This window comes from Marinobacter sp. MIT932201 (assembly GCF_047123295.1).
In the GTDB taxonomy this organism is placed as follows: Bacteria; Pseudomonadota; Gammaproteobacteria; order Pseudomonadales; family Oleiphilaceae; genus Marinobacter; species Marinobacter salsuginis.
In genome coordinates this window covers 1,848,200-1,866,270 of the sequence record NZ_CP138917.1, presented here as the reverse complement: position 1 = coordinate 1,866,270, position 18,071 = coordinate 1,848,200, and the positions used below count along the sequence as shown (strand labels likewise).

15 protein-coding genes are annotated in these 18,071 nt (G+C 57.4%); 5 read left to right on the top strand and 10 right to left on the bottom strand.

The genetic code is table 11. The features are described 5' to 3' along the window. Positions 1 to 8: 8 nt before the first annotated feature. Positions 9 to 1,331, bottom strand: a complete 1,323-nt coding sequence (locus tag SIC15_RS08380; RefSeq protein WP_412537440.1) for a S8 family serine peptidase — start codon at positions 1,329 to 1,331, stop codon at positions 9 to 11. Between the two features lie 127 nt (positions 1,332 to 1,458). Here SIC15_RS08380 and SIC15_RS08375 point away from each other — a divergent pair, with 127 nt between their 5' ends. From SIC15_RS08375 to SIC15_RS08365, 3 genes are all read left to right on the top strand, one after another. Beyond that, entirely contained in the window at positions 1,459 to 1,950 is a 492-nt protein-coding gene (locus tag SIC15_RS08375; protein WP_412537439.1) for an RNA polymerase sigma factor, read from the top strand. Continuing rightward, positions 1,947 to 2,672 carry an anti-sigma factor family protein gene (locus SIC15_RS08370; RefSeq protein ID WP_412537438.1) on the top strand — a complete coding sequence of 242 codons (726 nt, stop codon included), beginning with the start codon at positions 1,947 to 1,949 and terminating at the stop codon, positions 2,670 to 2,672. Before SIC15_RS08375 ends, SIC15_RS08370 begins: the two co-directional genes overlap by 4 nt. Positions 2,673 to 2,782: 110 nt before the next feature. Then, positions 2,783 to 4,348 carry a glutamate synthase-related protein gene (locus SIC15_RS08365; protein ID WP_412537437.1) on the top strand — a complete coding sequence of 522 codons (1,566 nt, stop codon included), beginning with the start codon at positions 2,783 to 2,785 and terminating at the stop codon, positions 4,346 to 4,348. Here SIC15_RS08365 and SIC15_RS08360 read toward each other — a convergent pair. Then, positions 4,318 to 6,411, bottom strand: a complete 2,094-nt coding sequence (locus SIC15_RS08360) for a dehydrogenase (RefSeq protein WP_412537436.1) — start codon at positions 6,409 to 6,411, stop codon at positions 4,318 to 4,320. The genes SIC15_RS08365 and SIC15_RS08360 overlap by 31 nt on opposite strands. 161 nt (positions 6,412 to 6,572) lie before the next feature. On the opposite strand from SIC15_RS08360, the gene SIC15_RS08355 reads away from it, so the two are divergent. After that, the gene (locus SIC15_RS08355; RefSeq protein ID WP_412537435.1) at positions 6,573 to 7,586 is read left to right on the top strand and encodes a class I fructose-bisphosphate aldolase; all 1,014 of its coding nucleotides are present in this window, start codon (positions 6,573 to 6,575) and stop codon (positions 7,584 to 7,586) included. 19 nt (positions 7,587 to 7,605) lie between these two features. On the opposite strand, the gene SIC15_RS08350 is transcribed toward SIC15_RS08355, so the two are convergent. The 8 genes from SIC15_RS08350 to SIC15_RS08315 all read right to left on the bottom strand — a co-directional run bounded on the left by SIC15_RS08350 (position 7,606) and on the right by SIC15_RS08315 (position 16,470). Further along, a complete protein-coding gene (locus SIC15_RS08350) occupies positions 7,606 to 8,598 on the bottom strand; it encodes an MBL fold metallo-hydrolase (protein ID WP_412537434.1) in 993 nt (330 codons plus the stop codon). A gap of 108 nt (positions 8,599 to 8,706) precedes the next feature. Continuing rightward, positions 8,707 to 9,678: a tRNA dihydrouridine synthase gene (locus SIC15_RS08345; protein ID WP_136629697.1), complete on the bottom strand. Its 972-nt coding sequence runs from the start codon at positions 9,676 to 9,678 to the stop codon at positions 8,707 to 8,709. Positions 9,679 to 9,815: 137 nt separating this feature from the next. Continuing rightward, positions 9,816 to 11,990 carry a catalase/peroxidase HPI gene (gene katG, locus SIC15_RS08340; protein ID WP_069184634.1) on the bottom strand — a complete coding sequence of 725 codons (2,175 nt, stop codon included), beginning with the start codon at positions 11,988 to 11,990 and terminating at the stop codon, positions 9,816 to 9,818. A 365-nt stretch (positions 11,991 to 12,355) separates the two neighbouring features. Then, complete coding sequence (locus tag SIC15_RS08335; protein WP_008172004.1) at positions 12,356 to 12,574, bottom strand: DUF2835 domain-containing protein; 219 nt, start codon at positions 12,572 to 12,574, stop codon at positions 12,356 to 12,358. 6 nt (positions 12,575 to 12,580) lie between these two features. After that, the gene (gene htpG / locus SIC15_RS08330) at positions 12,581 to 14,473 is read right to left on the bottom strand and encodes a molecular chaperone HtpG (protein WP_412537433.1); all 1,893 of its coding nucleotides are present in this window, start codon (positions 14,471 to 14,473) and stop codon (positions 12,581 to 12,583) included. 336 nt (positions 14,474 to 14,809) lie between these two features. Then, complete coding sequence (locus SIC15_RS08325; protein ID WP_069184632.1) at positions 14,810 to 15,244, bottom strand: PaaI family thioesterase; 435 nt, start codon at positions 15,242 to 15,244, stop codon at positions 14,810 to 14,812. Beyond that, the gene (locus tag SIC15_RS08320; RefSeq protein ID WP_412537432.1) at positions 15,241 to 15,711 is read right to left on the bottom strand and encodes a PaaI family thioesterase; all 471 of its coding nucleotides are present in this window, start codon (positions 15,709 to 15,711) and stop codon (positions 15,241 to 15,243) included. Before SIC15_RS08320 ends, SIC15_RS08325 begins: the two co-directional genes overlap by 4 nt. 18 nt (positions 15,712 to 15,729) lie before the next feature. Beyond that, entirely contained in the window at positions 15,730 to 16,470 is a 741-nt protein-coding gene (locus tag SIC15_RS08315) for a DUF599 domain-containing protein (RefSeq protein WP_136629693.1), read from the bottom strand. 199 nt (positions 16,471 to 16,669) lie between these two features. Here SIC15_RS08315 and SIC15_RS08310 point away from each other — a divergent pair, with 199 nt between their 5' ends. After that, positions 16,670 to 17,947, top strand: coding sequence for a M48 family metalloprotease (locus SIC15_RS08310; RefSeq protein ID WP_412537431.1), 1,278 nt, complete (start codon positions 16,670 to 16,672; stop codon positions 17,945 to 17,947). Positions 17,948 to 18,071 lie beyond the last annotated feature (124 nt).

Here is an 18,071-nt window from a genome sequence, read left to right as displayed (position 1 = left end):
CGGGCAAGTCAATACGGCAGGAAACCGAAACCAAAAAGACTGTCCCGACCAGGCTCACCCAGGTCCCGAGCCTGGTCTATCAAAACCTCAACGGCCTTCTGTGGATTACTGCCATTGGCTTCACAGGCCAGGGCAGCTGCAACAACAGGAGCGGCCAGTGAAGTGCCACTCTCCGTCGCCAGGCCGCCCTCCGGGTCAGGAACGCTAACCGCAACACCATGGGCTGCGAACATCACGTGTTCTCCGCGACTTGCCCATCGGTAGAGCTCACCTGTGCGGGAGGTTGCGGTAACGCCAATCACTTCAGAATACGCCGCCGGGAACAGCGGTGACGCGGCGGGCCCCTCATTGCCAACCGCAGCAACCAACAACGTACCCTGCTTGGCAAGTCGTCTGACCGCCGCTTCCAGTAGCCGGTTATCGGCACCGGTAAGGCTGATATTGATCACCGATGGTTCCTGTGTCGCCAGCCAGTCCAAACCCTTCAGCAAATGCACGAGCGTGGCTCCGGAGAGATTGTCTGTCCGCGAGTAAAAAACCGAGGCGTTAAAAAGGGTCGCGCCCGGCAGCCTGGCCTCCCCTTCGCTACCCTGCCTGCCAACCAACTGGCCCGCGACCGCTGTACCATGTCGTTTTACAGGAACCAGTTCACCGCGACTCCCTTCCAGCGACAAAAAACGTTGTTCGACTATACGGGCTGCACCAAAAGCGGGGTGTTCCGTTGCCACGGACGTGTCGATCATTCCAATTTTGACCGGCTCCTCACACAGGCTTACACCCGATCGAACGTCAGGCACTTCCGAAGAATCGGATGGACCTGTCCGCGGGCTGTATACGTGGTTTCGGTCCAGGCTGTCGGCCAGTTCCGGCAAGAGCTTGCGAAGACTCTCGTATGAATCCAGGTCCGGACGAACCCGGAATCTGGCCACGATCATGCCAAGCCGGGATAAGGTTGTACGTTCCAGAACGGTGATCCCCGGATGGTCCAGGCGATTGATGTCCTCCGGCGTGCCGGTCACCAGCCATTGTCTCTCTACAGCCCTGAAGCCATCCTCCTGCACGACTTCATTAAACGCTTTTTGCCCTGATACTGTGTAGACAGGAAGGCTATCCGGAAGCGACTTGAGGGCACTCCGGAGGTTCTCAGCCTGTTGCTCTGCTCGACGAGTCGCTGCCCGCTCCGCCAGCCGCTCGGCGTTTCGCTCCATCTGTCGGGTAATACCGCTCGCCGGGTTGTTGATCAGTCCGTCCGCAGTGAGCGCGGTCGCAGATAACGGCGCCCAACACATGACCACAGCTGACAGAATCGACAATTTAAAAAGCGGCTTCATGGTTACCGTCCATTTTCTGGATTGTTTCACTTACTCTAACGGCCTGAACTGGAAAAAATTCCCTGACGCATGGAATAAAACGCGGGCCGGATCGTCTTCCCCATACACTCAACTCTGAAAAAGAACTATGCAACAGGAACTCAAGGATCTACTACCAGCCCTGAGAAGGTTTGCGTACTCCCTGACGGGCTCCATGGCCGATGCCGATGACCTCTTGCAGAATACCGTCGAGAGAATCCTGACCCGCGATATGCCCAGTGATGTCGATCTCACGAAATGGGCCTTCCGGATATGCCGCAATGTCTGGATAGACGAGTGTCGAGCTCGAAAGGTTCGTCGGGATGCCACCGAAAATCCGGAGTTAAGCGATGGGCAAGTGACCGATGGCGAGCATCAGACAACGAAAAAGATCGAGTGGAGCCGTGTGGACGCCGCCATGTCGCGCCTTCCCGAAGACCAGCGACAGATCATTTCTCTCGTTGCTATCCAGGGAATGCCCTACAAGATGGTGGCGGAAATACTCGAGGTGCCCAAAGGCACTGTCATGAGCCGGCTGGCCCGTGCCCGGGCAGCCCTGAGCGAAGCTCTGTCACCCGCAACCTTGAGGAGCGAGTCATGAAGATTACAGACGAAACACTGTCAGCATTTCTGGACAGTGAACTGAGCCCATCGGAAATGGAAGCTGTCAGGGAGCGGCTCGCAACGGACCCATCCATTACCGACCGGTTGGCGGAGCTTGCGGCCGTTGATTCGGAACTAAAGAGCCACTACGGCGACATTGATGACCGTCCCTTGCCCGAATCAGTCACCAGGATGCTCGCTGAGGATAATCAGGAGACGCCAAAGCCAACGGATAGCAATGTTGTATCGTTTCCCTGGTGGCGCAGACTGCGCGGGCATTCAGGTAAAGCCATTGCAGCAGCCGTGGTCGCAGGGTTCGCGATGGCGCAGTGGCTTACCATGCCAACCGCGGACAATCCGGTATGGTCAGAGGTAGCGGCGACACTGGACAGCCGCCCCAGCGGAGAAACCTATTCTGTGAATGCCAGCATCGAACTTACACCTCGACTGACCTTCAGAAACCAATCCGGTGAATGGTGTCGGCAGTTCCGGTTAGAGACCCACAGCAATGGGTCGGAGCAGATCGCCTGTCGCACCCATTCGGGGAACTGGGAACAGCGAGTTCAGGTGGAAACAGGTCAGGCAGTTGCAAGCGACGGCTACCGGACAGCCAGCGGAGGAAGCGTACTTGACGACCAACTCGACCGCATGATGGCGACGCCACCAATTGGCCCAGAGAAAGAACACGAATTGCTGGAGCGAAATTGGCGAACGGAATAGCACTGACAGCATTTCTGACCCACACTTGGTCATTACAAGTAGCCTATTTGCGTTTGATGCCCGTACACCTTTGTACATTTACCGGCATACGCCAAACAAGGAGCTTTGCAATGAGCAATCCGGTGATCGCTGATAACAAGCCCAAGAAAGTCAGTCTCAAAAAGGGCGAAGAATACGCCTTTTGCGTCTGTGGTCGTTCCAATAACCAGCCATTCTGCGACGGTTCCCATGGAGACACCGGATTCAAACCCAAGGTCTTCAAGGCGGAAAAAGACGAAGAAGCGGTTCTGTGCCAGTGCAAACAGACCGGAAGCGCTCCCTACTGTGACGGCACCCACCAGCAGTTCAGCGATGATCAGGTTGGCAAGGAGGCACCTGATTCTGACGACGATGGCGACGAAGAGAGCCAGTCCGGTGACGCTCCAAAAGCCAAATCGACAAAGGACGAGCCGACGGTTGAATTTATTCACCAGTTAGCGCGCGAGGGCCTGAGCAACATGGGCCACCATGGCCCAACAACCGCCATGGGCGTGCCCCGTCACACCCTGCCCCATTGGGACGATCTGCAACTAATGGTGGCCCAGATGGCCAGCAAACCGTTGGCCGATGACGCCGAAGTATCAACGGAACTGGTGATCGGACCTGAAGCCCGCAAACCCCTCACCCTTAGCATGCCCCTTTTCGTTTCGGACATGAGCTTCGGCGCTCTGTCCGAGGAGGCAAAAATTGCCCTGGCCCGGGGCGCCGAGCTTGCCGGCACCGGGATCTGCTCCGGCGAAGGCGGCATGTTACCGGAGGAGCAGCAGGAAAACTCACGCTACTTCTATGAACTGGCCAGCGCCAAGTTTGGCTACAAAGAAGAGCTGTTGAAGAAAGTCCAGGCATTCCATTTCAAGGGTGGACAGGGCGCCAAGACCGGTACCGGTGGTCACCTGCCGGCCAACAAGAATACCGGCAAGATCTCACAGGTTCGCAACATTCCCGAGGGTGAATCTGCCATTTCACCACCCACGTTCGAGGATCTGCGCTCGGTCGAGGATTTCCAGCGCTTCGCCAGCCATGTTCGGGAAATCACCGGCGGAATTCCTGTGGGCTTCAAACTCAGCGCCAATCACATCGAGCGGGATGTAAAGTTCGCGCTGGATGCCGGCGCCGATTACATCATTCTGGATGGTCGTGGCGGCGGAACTGGCGCTGCGCCCGAAATCTTCCGCGACCACATCAGTGTGCCGACCATTCCGGCCCTGGCTCGCGCCCGGCGCTATCTGGATGATCGCGGCGCCAGCGGACGAGTCACGCTGATCGTGACCGGCGGCCTGCGGGTGCCCATTGATTTCGTGAAGGCGATGGCCCTGGGTGCAGACGGCATTGCGATTGCCAACAGTGCCATGCAGTCCATCGGCTGTGTTGCTGCCCGTATCTGCAACACCAATAATTGCCCCGCTGGCATCGCAACCCAGAACAAGGATCTGCGCCAGCGGTTGAATGTGGACCAGTCGGCCAAACAGCTGCAGAACTTCCTTGAGGCCTCGGTTTCACTGATGCAGGTAATGGCAAGGGCCTGCGGCCATGACAGCCTCAGCAAACTGAATATCGATGACCTGTCCACCTGGCATCGGGAGATGGCCCTGCTCAGCGGAGTGCGCTACGCCGGTGTGCTCGATCCCTCTGCCTGAGGTTCTTGCTCCTGAGGTTCTTCTGCACTGGCCGCCAGGGTTCGAACCCGTTCGAAGTCCTCCTCGGTGAACACACCGTTCACCCCGGAGATGGCGGCCAGTTTCATGCCATGCTTCAGGCCGAGCTTGTAGATCTCCCGCACTTTCTCCCATTCGATGTTTCGGCCCAGGGTAAAGTTCTCGAAACGCGCCTCAAGGGCCAGCACAATGGTTTCCGCCAGGCAGGCATAGGCAATACCTTTGGGCAAGCCGATGTCTTTCATGTGTACGTCGCCCGGTAGCTGTATCTCGCCGGATTCGATCACCAGCACATCCGGACGCTTTGCCACGTCTTCTGCCGGAATATCCAGGGGGCGCGCTACGTCGGTGATCACACAACCCGGCTTCACTTTCATGATGTCGAGAATGCGTTTGCCGGCTCCGGAGGTTGCAGTGACGATCATGTCCATGTCCGCCAGATCGCGTTCGGCCGAACCGGCAACATGCACGATGGCTCCGGGCGTTTCCTGTTCGATGCTTTCCTTGAGCGCCAGCAGTTTCGCCGGCTCCGGTGCCGCCAGGTAGACCTCATCCACTGCCTTGGCCAGCAATCGTGCACAGACGGAGCCGATGGCACCTGTAGCACCCACCACCATCGCCTTGCCGGCGGCCTTGCCGCTGGCGCCGATACTTACCCGCCCTATTTTCTTCATGGCATCATGGGCCGCCCAAAGCGCGCCGGAAGCGCTGTAGCTGTTACCGGTTGTGATCGGCAGCGGTGCCCGCTTGGCTACCGTAATACCCGCATCCCCCACTACCTTGGTGAACGCCCCCAGGCCCATGATCTGGGCCCCGAGTTTCTTGGCCAGCTTTGCGGCCTGCAACAGCCGGGCGTAGGTAAATTCCGGCCCGTGGGCCATGATTTCCCGGGGGGTGCCACCCACGGTAATCAGCCAGCCCTCTACCTCATCGCCATTCGGTGACCGGATTCCGGACACCTTCGAATAAATAAACGGTGGTGAATAGGCGATGGCCTTTTCCACCAGGTTCATCACAACAGGAGGGGAAACATCGGCAACCCAATCCAGCGGCGGCGTCTTGGTGAGGTATTGCTGGGAAAGCGGATGAATAACAAACGCAAACCGGTTCACCCGACGGTAGCCATCCGGATACAGGATTCGTGGCTCAATACCGAGACTCTGGATAACATCCAGATAATCGTCCGGTCCCAGCTGATCCGGTGTTCTGGAGAGCGCGGCGCTGACCATCGCCTCCATCACATTCACGCCCAGGGGTCGGCCTTCCAGCCAGGGACTGTAGTCAACGACCATGGCAACCCGGCGGGACCGCATCCAGTCGAGCGCCGAGTCAGTAACCCGCGAAGTTATGATGGTCTTGCCATCCAGCTCTTTCTGCGTGAAATGCTCCAGGTCTCCGATGGCGCCTACGATCACGTGGGAATCGGCCACGGCATGGTGCAATGAGCCTTTTACGAGGTTTTCACCCAGACGATACAAAGGTGTGCGGAGAATGGTTTCTACCGCTTTCACGGCTGCCGGCCTGAACATGATCGGAGCCGTCAGCGAAGTGTAGGTTTCCAGTTGCTTCAGGGAAGTCAGCAGCCTGGGCACGCCGAAATCCGTGTACGGGTCGGCAAAGAAAAGGTTGTCGGTGTGTTCCGAGAGGGACCGGGCAATTCGATAACCGGCCTGCCCATTCATAAACAGCACACGGGCGTTGTCGAAAAAATGCCCCAGTTCGGATTGGGTGTGGCGGACGGCCCATTCCTGCAGGATCGCCCTCAAGCCCGCACCGGTGGTCACGGGCTTGTCAGGCACACAGGCCTCCAGGCGAGCGGTATCGGGGTGTTCAAGCTGCTCCCGACCCACCTCATAGTGATCGTGGACCATACTCAGACCAATGGCGTCGGCCTGCGTGTGTACCGACTCAAGAACCGCTTCGGCACGGGAAAGGTCGCCGTCTGTGCCAATTCGAATAATCCGGAAAGGCTGGCCGAGGAAGGCGGTCTCCAGATCGTAATCGTATTCGGAAGATCCCAGGCTGACACTGACAACGGTTTTCATATTCAGGCTTACCTTTTCCCTGTTGTTATCGTTGAAGCATAAATCACAGTGCAGGCTTCTGCCTTAGCCCAGATCAAATTCCACACAGCTATTCAACGTCTACAATAAGGTAGCGGGCCGAACGACCAATCAGACCTTCAAGGATTAATCAGGAGCTCACTATGACCACTCAGGAAGAACTCAGCACGACCATCCGGGATCTGGTTCAGCCAGGCAAGGGAATCCTCGCGGCGGATGAAAGCCACCCCACCATTGCCAAGCGCTTCAAAGCCGTTGGCGTGGAGTCGAGCGAGGATATGCGGCGGGAATATCGGAGCCTCATTTTTTCGGCTTCCGGGCTCGGGGAATTCATCAGTGGGGTCATCCTGTTTGAAGAGACACTCGGCCAGCAGAGCCTCGATAATGTGCCCATGCCGAAGCTTCTGGCCAGCAAAGGCATAGTGCCAGGTATCAAGGTCGACAAGGGTAAAGGCCCTCTCGTGAATTCCCCCGGTGATGAAATCACCTTTGGTCTGGATGGCCTGGACGACCGCCTGGAAATCTACAAGAACCAGGGGGCACGGTTTGCCAAGTGGCGGGATGTGTTCCACATCTCAGACACCCTGCCCTCGCGGCAGGCGATCGAGGCGAATGCCGAGGTTCTCGCCCGTTACGCGGCTATCTGCCAGTCCCTGGGTATTGTGCCTATCGTCGAGCCGGAAGTGCTGATTGATGGCAATCACAGCATTGATCGCTGCGCGGAAGTGAGCGAAGCGGTCATTCGCGAGGTTTTCCGAGCCCTTTACCGGCATAAAGTTCAGCTGGAACAGATGATCCTGAAGCCCAGCATGGTGACACCGGGCAAGGAGAACCCAAAGGCCGCGCCTGAAGAAGTGGCGACAGCAACACTTGCTGTCTTTCGCAGAGCGGTACCGGCTGCGGTTCCGGGCATCTTCTTCCTGTCGGGCGGGCAAACTCCTGAAGAAGCCACTATCAACCTGAATGCCATGAACAGCATGGGGCCTCAGCCCTGGGAGCTCAGCTTTTCCTATGGACGTGCGCTTCAGGAGCCGGCCCAGAAAGCCTGGGCCGGCAATCTGGAGAATGGCCCCGAAGCCCAGTCGGCGATACTCAAGCGCGCTCGCCTGAACGGCGCGGCGCGCTCGGGCAACTACCAGCCGGAGATGGAGAACTGATCGGCTGCCGCGTTGATCATCAATTACAGCCGGATATACAGCTGGCCATGCTGTTGAACGCCATGGTGCGGCCACTAAGCGGAACATGGACCGGCACGTTCACGGAATCCCGGAACAACGCCGTGCGCGTGCCGTCCTGAACCTTGCCGCCGGAGGTGGCCGGCTCGTTGGCATGGGAGGCAATGACGGCCTTCGGTTGCACCAGATCGTTGATCACATAGGCGGCCTGCTTGGGTCCGGTGGTGAACGTATCTCCTATGTTCATCACCGCAAGCCCCGCACCATAGTGATCTCTCACAACCAGCTGCTGCTCAGCGGTAATACCGGTATCACCTGACAGGTAAACGACCAGGCCATTCGAAAACTTCAACACGTAGCCCGTTGGTGGTCCAACACTGGCACCCACACCGGCAGCTGCCAGGTATTCCGCCAATGGACCGGTCAGGAAGGAAGGCGAAACGCCGTTGCTGTGAACCGCAGGCACCGTGGTAATCGCCACTCCGCCAACCTCACGTTCGCCCCCAAAACGCACCAGCATGGAGTTGGCGGGATCACCGCCAGCGTCCCTGAGCTTGGCGGCAAAAAAGGCAGGCATTTCACTGCCTGTCACGATCTTTGCGTTGTGTTTCACTGCAATATCGACGGTATTGGATTGTGGCAGCGTTGAAACACCGGTGTCCGGGGACCCGCAGGTGCCCTGGTTTGTCTTGCTGATTCGTTGGTCACCCACGTGGTCCCCATGCATATGGGAAACCAGCACAATGTCGATCTTGCCCAGACGTGGATCGTCTGGCCCGGCGACGGTTCGGCCGGCATCGTAGAGAATCCGGGTGCCGTTCGGATCTTCAAACACCAGCGCCCGGTCACGGCCACAGAATTCACCATCGTGGCTACCCAAGGGGGTTACCTTCACCACATGGTCATCAGCTGCGGCGGGCAAGGCCGCAACCAAAAGCATACAGGCAATCACTCCGGCACTCGCCAGAGCATAACGGAATAGTCCTGGAAACATGTTGCTCGTCCTCCCAGTCGCTTTTTTGTTCGTACCAGTATAGATACGAGCGAAAACACCGTTGATACCAGTGTCACCAGCGGAAATTCCAACTTGGGAAGATTTGGGTCAGGCTGCGCGCGTGCCTGTCAGGATAACCGGCTGCTCGAGGCATGCCATCATGGGCGCCACCTGACGAATTTTTCGGGCCTCTGGCCAGAGTGCTTCTGCCTCGGCAAAACCCTGTCGGAGAAAATTGAGCCACTGTTTGATGCGACCGGTCACATAGCGGTCCTCAAGCCAGCCCTGGAGAACGGTCGCGTACTCGCGAACCAGCGCCACGGCCTCCGTCCAGGTCATATCAGCCACGGTTTCACCCTGCTGGCTGGCCTTGATCTGGCGGGCGAGGTCTGGCCGCGCGATCAGGCCACGGCCAATCATCACGTCATCGCAGCCGGACACCTCACGGCATCGCCAGTAATCCGCGACCGTCCAGATCTCGCCGTTGGCAATGATGTGGGTTTTTACCGCCTCCCTTGCCCGGGCGATTTCCTCCCAGTAGGCCGGCGGTTTGTAGCCGTCCACTTTGCTGCGGGCATGGATAACAATCTCTTCGGCACCGGCGGATTCCAGCGCCTGGGCACAGGCCACGCCCATGGAACGGTCGTCGTAGCCCAGCCGCATCTTGGCGGTAACGGGCACATGGCCAGGCACCGCCTGACGAACAGCAGCCACAATTTCGTGCATGAGCTCCGGTTCCCGCATCAACACGCAGCCGCCCTTGTGTTTATTCACGGTTTTGGCGGGGCAGCCAAAGTTGATGTCCACCTGAGTAGCGCCAAGTTCCGCAGCCCGCACGCCATGGCGTGCCATCTGATGAGGGTCTGAACCCAATAGCTGAACGGCAACGGGGGTACCTACTTGAGTGAGTGACCGGTTGTGTAGCTCGGGGGCGTATTTATAGAACACTCTCGGAGGCAGCATGCCATGGGTCACGCGAACGAATTCGGTTACGCACCGATCTATCCCGCCAACCTTGGTCAGGGTTTCGCGGATAGGTGCGTCGACCAGCCCTTCCATCGGGGCAAGGATGATTCGCATGAAGGCTCCAGAGGTTAGATCAAAAGGGGTAAAGGTTGTGGCTGATCAAAAATCAGACGGAGCGGATTGTAGGGAATTTGGCGGGAAGTTGGTAGCCGGGCATTCCGCAATGGAATGCCCGGCTGGTTACGGCTGGTTTACTTCTTGACGTCGAAGCGATCGGCGTTCATGACCTTGGTCCAGGCGGCGACGAAGTCGTTCACAAACTTCTCTTCGTTGTCGTCCTGGGCGTACACCTCTGCGTAGGCACGCAGGATGGAGTTGGAGCCGAACACGAGATCAACACGGGTCGCGGTGAACTTGGTATCACCAGTCTTGCGATCCACGATGTTATACGAGTTCTTGCCAGTAGGCTCCCAACGGTTTGCCATGTCGGTCAGATTCACGAAGAAGTCATTGGTCAGTTGGCCAACGCGATCTGTGAATACGCCGTGCTTGGTGCCGCCATAGTTGGTCCCGAGCACCCGCATGCCGCCAAGAAGAACGGTCATTTCAGGCGCGGTCAGACCCATCAGTTGGGCACGGTCCAGAAGCATTTCTTCAGGCTTGACCACGTAATCCTTCTTCTGCCAGTTGCGGAAGCCATCAGCCAGGGGCTCCATCGGTTCGAAGGATTCTGCGTCCGTCATCTCGTCGGTCGCATCGCCACGACCCTTGAGGAAGGGAACGTGCACGTCATGGCCGGCAGCTTTGGCTGCCATCTCGATGCCCAGGTTACCACCCAACACGATCACGTCAGCGATGCTGGCGCCGGTGTCGGCCGAAATCTGTTCATACACCTTGAGCACCTTGTCCAGACGGTCGGGCTCATTGCCCTGCCAGTCCTTCTGGGGAGCCAAGCGAATCCGGGCACCGTTGGCACCACCACGCATATCAGATCCGCGGAACGTGCGGGCGCTGTCCCAGGCGGTGCAGACCAGCTCATTCAGGCTCAGACCCGCTGCGGCGATTTTTTCCTTCACCACCTCTTCGATGTAGTTGGTCTCGCCTTGGGGCACCGGATCCTGCCAGATCAGGTCTTCATCCGGCACACCCGGACCAATGTAACGGGACTTCGGCCCCATATCGCGGTGCGTCAGCTTGAACCAGGCACGGGCGAAGCAATCCTTGAAGTAATCCGGATCGGCCATGAACTTCTCGCAGATCGCACGGTATTTCGGGTCCACCTTCATGGCCATATCCGCATCAGTCATCATCGGCTTGCGACGGACAGATGGGTCGGTCGGGTCGACCGGCATGTGTTCTTCTTTGATATCGATCGGCTCCCACTGGTTCGCACCAGCCGGGCTCTTGGTCAGCTGCCACTCGTAACCGAACAACAGATCGAAATAGCCCATGTCGAACTTGGTCGGGTTCGTCGTCCAGGCGCCTTCGATACCGGAGGTGACGGCATTGGTCGCCTTGCCGCCGAGGTTCGGGTTCATCCAGCCGAAGCCCTGAGTTTCGACGTCTGCACCTTCCGGCTCTGGTCCAAGGGCATCGGCATCACCATTACCGTGAGCCTTACCAACCGTGTGGCCGCCCGCGGTCAACGCTGCAGTCTCTTCATCATTCATCGCCATGCGGGCAAAGGTCGTTCTTACCTGCTCGGCGGTCTTCTGGGGATCCGGTTGACCGTTGACGCCCTCCGGGTTCACATAGATCAGTCCCATTTGCACGGCGGCCAGAGGGTTTTCCATGGTGTCAGGCTTGTTCACGTCCTCATAACGGCTGTCCGAGGGTGCCAGCCACTCTTTTTCCGCACCCCAGTAGATGTCTTTCTCCGGGTGCCAGATGTCCTCCCGGCCGTAGGAGAAACCAAACGTCTTCAGGCCAAACGATTCATAGGCAACGTTACCGGCCAGGATAAACAGGTCAGCCCAGCTCACCTTGTTGCCGTACTTTTTCTTCAGCGGCCACAGCAGACGGCGGGCCTTGTCGAGGTTGCCGTTGTCGGGCCACGAGTTCAGAGGAGCAAATCGCTGGTTACCGGTACCCGCACCACCGCGGCCATCGGCCAGTCGATAGGTACCGGCCGCGTGCCACGCCAGACGAATCATCAGACCACCGTAATGACCCCAATCAGCCGGCCACCATTCCTGGCTGTTGGTCATCAACTCGTGCATGTCTTTTTCAAGGGCTTCGTGGTCGAGTTTCCTGACCTCTTCCCGATAGTCGAAATCTTCACCGAGGGGATTGGTTTTGCGGTCGTGCTGATGAAGGATGTCCAGATTGAGGTTCTCAGGCCACCAGCCGGCTACGTCGGCCTTCTCCTGGGTATTCGAGCCATGCATTACGGGGCACTTTCCACCCGCACTGTTGTTGTCGGTCATTTCTCTCTCCTCATTGGGGTTGGCAAAACGACACTGCTTTGATTCAGGCACCTCTAACTATAGGACACAACAAACGATCTGCTCTGAGTATTTCTTATGTCCCGGATAGCGTGTGCCTATAGGGTTTCCCGCACGCCATGCGGGTTCATTCCATTACTGGGCACAAGCGTAATCACTTGAGTAACTCGCCAGGATGTCTAGAAAGTCCGGCCAGGCGATTGAACGACTGAGTGACACTGCATTGGACATGGATCTGCTCCTGCCTAACGAGAACACCACCACCTTAGCGCGAGGTCGATCGCCCAATACAATTAATTAAAAATAAAATTGTGAAAGCTTTTATTTATGAATGAAGTGCTGGCTGACTAGAGCCGCTCAATGGAAGAGAACTTGCCGGCATCGTCAAAAACAATGCGGAAACTGCCGCGAATTCCATCGCGGAGGTAGAAACGGGAGAGAATACGGGCCGGGAAGCGGACGGAGCGTCCGTCCCGGGCCGTGGTGTGAACATCGGTGGCAACGCCCTGATAGAGCTTGATCCACTCATCAGGGCTGATGCTGATATCCACTATAATCTGCTGCATCGGCTATCAGTTGGCCAATTCAAGCAACAGACGGTTCAGGCGGGTAACGTAGGCACCCGGGTCCGGGAGCTGCTCACCGCTTGCCAGGGTGGCCTGGTCCAGCAGGACTGCAGAGAGCTCTTTGAATCGCTCTTCGCCCTTCTCGCTCTCAAGGCGCTGCACCAGTGGATGGTCCACGTTAATCTCGAAGATCGGCTTGCTTTCCGGTACTTTCTGGCCGGCGGCTTCCATGATCTTCTTCATCTGCGCACCCATGTCAAAATCACCCACAACCAGGCAGGCCGGTGAGTCGGTCAGACGGTTGGTTACACGCACTTCCTGAACCCGGTCGTTCAGAGCATTTTTGATGCGCTCAAGCAGATCCTTGTGCTCTTCGGCCGCCTCTTCCTTGTGCTTCTTGTCTTCCTCGGTCTCGACTTCGCCCAGGTCCAGATCGCCACGAGCGACGTCCTGGAACTGTTTGCCGTCGTACTCGCTGAGGTAGCCCATCATCCACTCGTCGATGCGATCGGTAAGGATCAGAACCTCGATGCCCTTCTTGCGGAATACTTCCAGGTGCGGGCTGCTCTTGGCCGCGGTGAAGTTGTCGGCGGTAATGTAATAGAGCTTCTTCTGCCCCTCTTTCATACGGCTGATGTAGTCATCGAGAGAGACATTCTGTGTGCTCTCGCCCGTGTGGGTAGAGGCAAAGCGCAGCAGGCCGGCAATCTTCTCGCGGTTGCTGAAATCTTCCGCCGGGCCTTCCTTCAATACAGTGCCGAACTCACCCCAGAATTTCTGGTACTGCTCCGTATCCTTCTTGGCCAGCTTGGACAGCATGTCCAGGACCCGCTTGGTCAGCGCGGTACGAATGCTTTCCACGGTGCTGTCGTTCTGCAGGATCTCGCGCGAAACGTTCAGGGACAGGTCGTTCGAATCGATCACACCCTTGGCAAAACGCAGGTACAGCGGCAGGAACTGCTCGGCGTCATCCATGATGAACACGCGCTGCACATACAGCTTCAGGCCGCGGGGCGCTTCCCGGTTGTAAAGATCAAAAGGCGCTCGGGCCGGGATATACAGCAGGCTGGTGTAGTCCAGCTTGCCTTCTACCTTGTTATGGGACCAGGTCAGCGGGTCTTCAAAATCGTGGGCGATGTGCTTGTAGAACTCCTTGTACTCCTCGTCCTTGATTTCGGTACGCGGAAGGGTCCAGAGCGCGGTCGCATCGTTGACGGTCTCGTACTCGTCTTTCTTCTCGCCTTCTTCAGACTCGGCCTTCATGACCACCGGAAACGAAATATGGTCGGAGTACTTCTTCACCAGGCTGCGCAGTTTCCAGCCGTTGGCAAATTCCTTGGCGTCCGATTTCAGGTGCAGCACAATCTGGGTACCACGGTTTTCCCGATTGACTTGCTCAATGGAAAACTCACCGTCGCCCTTGGACTCCCAATGCACGCCCTCTTCTACCGGAGCACCTGCGCGGCGGGTAAACACATCCACCTTGTCGGCCACGATAAACGCCGAATAAAAACCGACACCAAACTGGCCGATCAGCTTGCTGTCCTTCTTCTCATCACCAGACAACTGCTGCAGGAATTCGGCGGTGCCGGAACGGGCAATGGTGCCCAGGTTCTGGATGACGTCGTCACGGGTCATGCCGATACCGTTATCGGTCAGAGTGACAGTATTCGCCTCTTCATCGAAATCCAGGCGAATCTTCAGCTCAGGATCCCCCTCGTAAAGGCCGTCATCTTTCAGGGCTGCGAAACGCAGTTTGTCCTCGGCATCTGAAGCGTTGGAAATCAGCTCACGAAGGAAGATTTCCTTGTTGGAGTACAACGAGTGAATCATCAGGTGAAGCAGCTGCTTCACTTCGGTCTGAAAACCCAGAGTCTCTTTTTGCGTCTCAACCGTCATGGCGTTTTTGTCTCCTGCTACAAATAAACGGGCTAATGGCAGCGCCCGAGTTACCTCATGATTCGTGGAGCGGCACGGGTAGGAAGGGCTTTCCAAAACACGCTGTGAATACATCCATGTACGCTCGGCTCCGCCCCTCGCGCTTTTCGCTCCTGCGTCGCACAAGGGTCCTGGGCAGGCCGTCCATGGCCTGCCCGTGAAGAGCTTTCGCTCTTCACCCATGGCTCCGCACGGTTTTGGAAAGCCCTTCCTACCCGCGCCACCAGGCTATTGTGTTCGTTCTGAGCAAAAGTGGGGGCGCACCGGGGCATTTCAAGCCCCGGGTTCCGAGCAGGATCAGTCTTCGAGAAGGAAATGCGCCCTGGCAGTGGCAATGGGTTGCGAGCGGGATTTCTGCCAGGCGCTGACCATCACATTGGCAACGCGGTTGCCCTGGCGGGTCAGGCGGCATTCGGCATAGGTTTCGCGGTTGAGACCGGCACGGAGGTAATCCAGGGAAAAATCGACGATGCGGGGCATACGCAGGCTTTCCTGGGACATGATCAGGTAGATGTTGGCGGACATCTCCATGAAACCACCGATCACACCTCCATGAATGGCCGGCAGGATCGGGTTTCCGAGGTTGGAGTCCTTGCAAGGCAGACGGAAAATCAGGTCGTCACCGAAGCGCTCACACTGCAGACCGATCCAGGTGGCGTAGGGAATGCTGTTCAGCATGCGGCTGAAGTCTCCGGTTTCCTGGGTGTAACGGAGGATTTCAGGATCGGTCATTCTTCACCTCCGGTAATCAGATCCCGGTAGTGTTTCGGGCTGGCATCCTTGCCAATACGCATGAAGGTGGCCACGCAGTTGGCAATGGTTTCACCGCCCTCCTGGTAAGCCTCGCACCGGGTAAAAATGATGTTACGGGTTACCCGGTAGGTTTCGGCCCTTGCGTAGACCGGCTTCCTGGGATGTGCCGGGCGCATGTAGTCGACACGCAGGTCGAGTGTTGGGCAAAGCTCAAAATCGTCCAGTGCGCAAAGGATCACACAGCCTGAGGTGGTATCCACGAGGGTGGTAATGGCGCCGCCATGAATCACACCGGTGTCCGGGTTACCGATAATCCGGTCACTGTATGGCAGGCACAGTGTCAGGCTGCCCTTTTTGGCTTCGGTAACGGTAAGCCCCAGCTCTTTGGCCTGGTTGAGTGTGTCGATAAAACGGGTAACCCGTTTCCGTCGGATGTCATCGTTCATTCAGGTTCAACCTGTGGATCAACTTTTGGGTTTTGCGCTGTTTTCCGCCTTGCCGGGCAGCGGCTCTTCGAACACTTTCCCTGCTCTCAACGCCTCCAGCGCCGTAGAACAGAATTCCCGGCGGTAGAGCACGATCACCACCAGGGTGGACGCCGCCATGAAAACGATCGGATGGATAAACCAGCCTACCACGGCAAGCGCGTAATAGTAGGATCGAAGACCCAGGTTGAACGCGTCGCCTGCAAGGTTGCAGATGTTGCCGGCACTGCGGGCGAAGGCTTCCCGTCCCGCCGGGCTGGTTTTGGTATCGTCCGGTGGCGGGGCACTGCCTACCATCACCGAGACAAAATTGTACATCCGCATGGACCAGGTGAATTTGAAGAAGGCATAGATAAACACCACTAGCAGCACCACCATGCGCAGCTCCCAGATTTCCCGGGTCGGCAAGGTGCCGAATGGCATGGTGCTGAACACTTCCATCACTTCCTGGGTGTATCCGAGCGCAGTGATGATACCCGCAAGAATGAGCAGGCAACTGGAGGCGAAAAAGGCGCCGTTTCGCTCCAGGTTGCCAACCACCGACGCATCGGCAATCCGGTTTTCCCGGCGCAACATGACGCGCATCCAGTCTTCCCGATAAAGGTCGAGCGTGTTGGAGAGACAGGGTCGGTCGGCGGCGCGGCGTTTGGAGTACTCGGTATAACCCAGCCAACAAACCAGGAACCAGAGCAAAGCGATTAATTCGAGAAGATTACCCATTGGCTGCCCTAGATTTGAAAATGGCGAAACAGAGCGGGAACAGGGGCTTATGATACGCCAAGGACCTGTTCGCCACCACCGCTCGAGGCGGTGCGGTAATCCACCCACGACCAATCATGTGCTATAAACTGGCCATTCAGGAATCGGGTAAAGATTTACAACGAAGCCCGACATAGATTCATCGAAAAGGGAGCTCATTTTGAACCTGTCTGCTATCAAAACCAGCCTCGCTATCGTTACTCTGGCGGTATTGCTGAGTGGTTGCTCGGTTAATCCGGTTACCGGCGAAAAGCAGCTTTCGCTGATCGGCGAGAGCCAGGAACTCGCCATGGGCGCGGAGCAATACGAGCCCACACAGCAAACCCAGGGCGGCCGGTTTTATATCGACCCCGAGCTGAATCTGTACGTGAGCGAGGTCGGCCAGAAGCTGGCGCAGGTCAGCGATCGTCCCGATCTGCCCTACGAATTCGTGGTTCTTAACAGCAGCGTGCCCAACGCCTGGGCCTTGCCCGGAGGCAAGATCGCCATCAATCGCGGCCTGCTGACAGAACTCGAGGACGAGGCTCAGCTTGCCTCGGTTCTTGGCCACGAGATTGTTCACGCTGCGGCCAGACACAGTGTTCAGCGGATGCAACAGGGCATGCTGATCAGTGCCGGCGTTGCTGGCCTCGGCTTTGCCCTTTCGGATAACGAATGGGCCGGGCTGATCATGGGTGGTGCCGCATTGGGGGCCCAACTCGCACTGGCGCAATACAGCCAGGGAGATGAACTGGAATCTGATCATTACGGCATTCTTTACATGAAACAGGCAGGCTACGACCCGCAGGCGGCTGTCGAGCTTCAGGAGCTCTTTCTGAAACTCTCTGAGGGCCGTCAGTCCAGCTTCATTGATGGTCTGTTTGGGACCCACCCACCCTCGGCAAAGAGGGTGCAGGAAAACCGCGAACTGGTTCAGAAGATCGGTGCCGGCGGCTATCGGGGAGAGGATGTCTATGAACGCAAGATGGCCAAGCTCCGTTCGCTGCAACCCGCGTACGAGGCCCACGACAAGGCCATGGAGCTTGCTTCCAAGGGTGAAATGAAACTTGCCCTGGACAAAGTAAACGAAGCGATTCGCCTGCTTCCGCGGGAGGCCATGTTCTACGCGCTGCGCGGTCGAATCTATCAGGAGCAGAAGGAAGCCGAGAAAGCCGCTGCCGACTTTGAGAAGGCCGTGGAGCTATATCCCGAAATGTTTAAATACCGCCTTTACAACGGCCTGAATGCCCTGAGACTCAATAATCTGGACAAGGCCAGGGAAAACCTCATCAAAGCCAATGAAACCGTTCCCACATCCATCGCCTTCCTGCGACTCGGCGATGTCGCGGTAAAACAGAATGATCGAAATGAAGCCATTGCCTATTACAGCAAGGCCGCCGAAGCCGGTGGTGACGTGGCTGAAGAGGCCAAACGTAAACTGGCGGCACTCACGCAATAATTGCCGCCGTAATCGTTGACTTTAGAAGGCCGGAGTCCCGAGGGGTTCCGGCCTTTTTATTGCCCGGGATCAAGATTGCCGGTCTGACGCACATCTTCTGTCAACGCCTCCATTGACTTTTAGA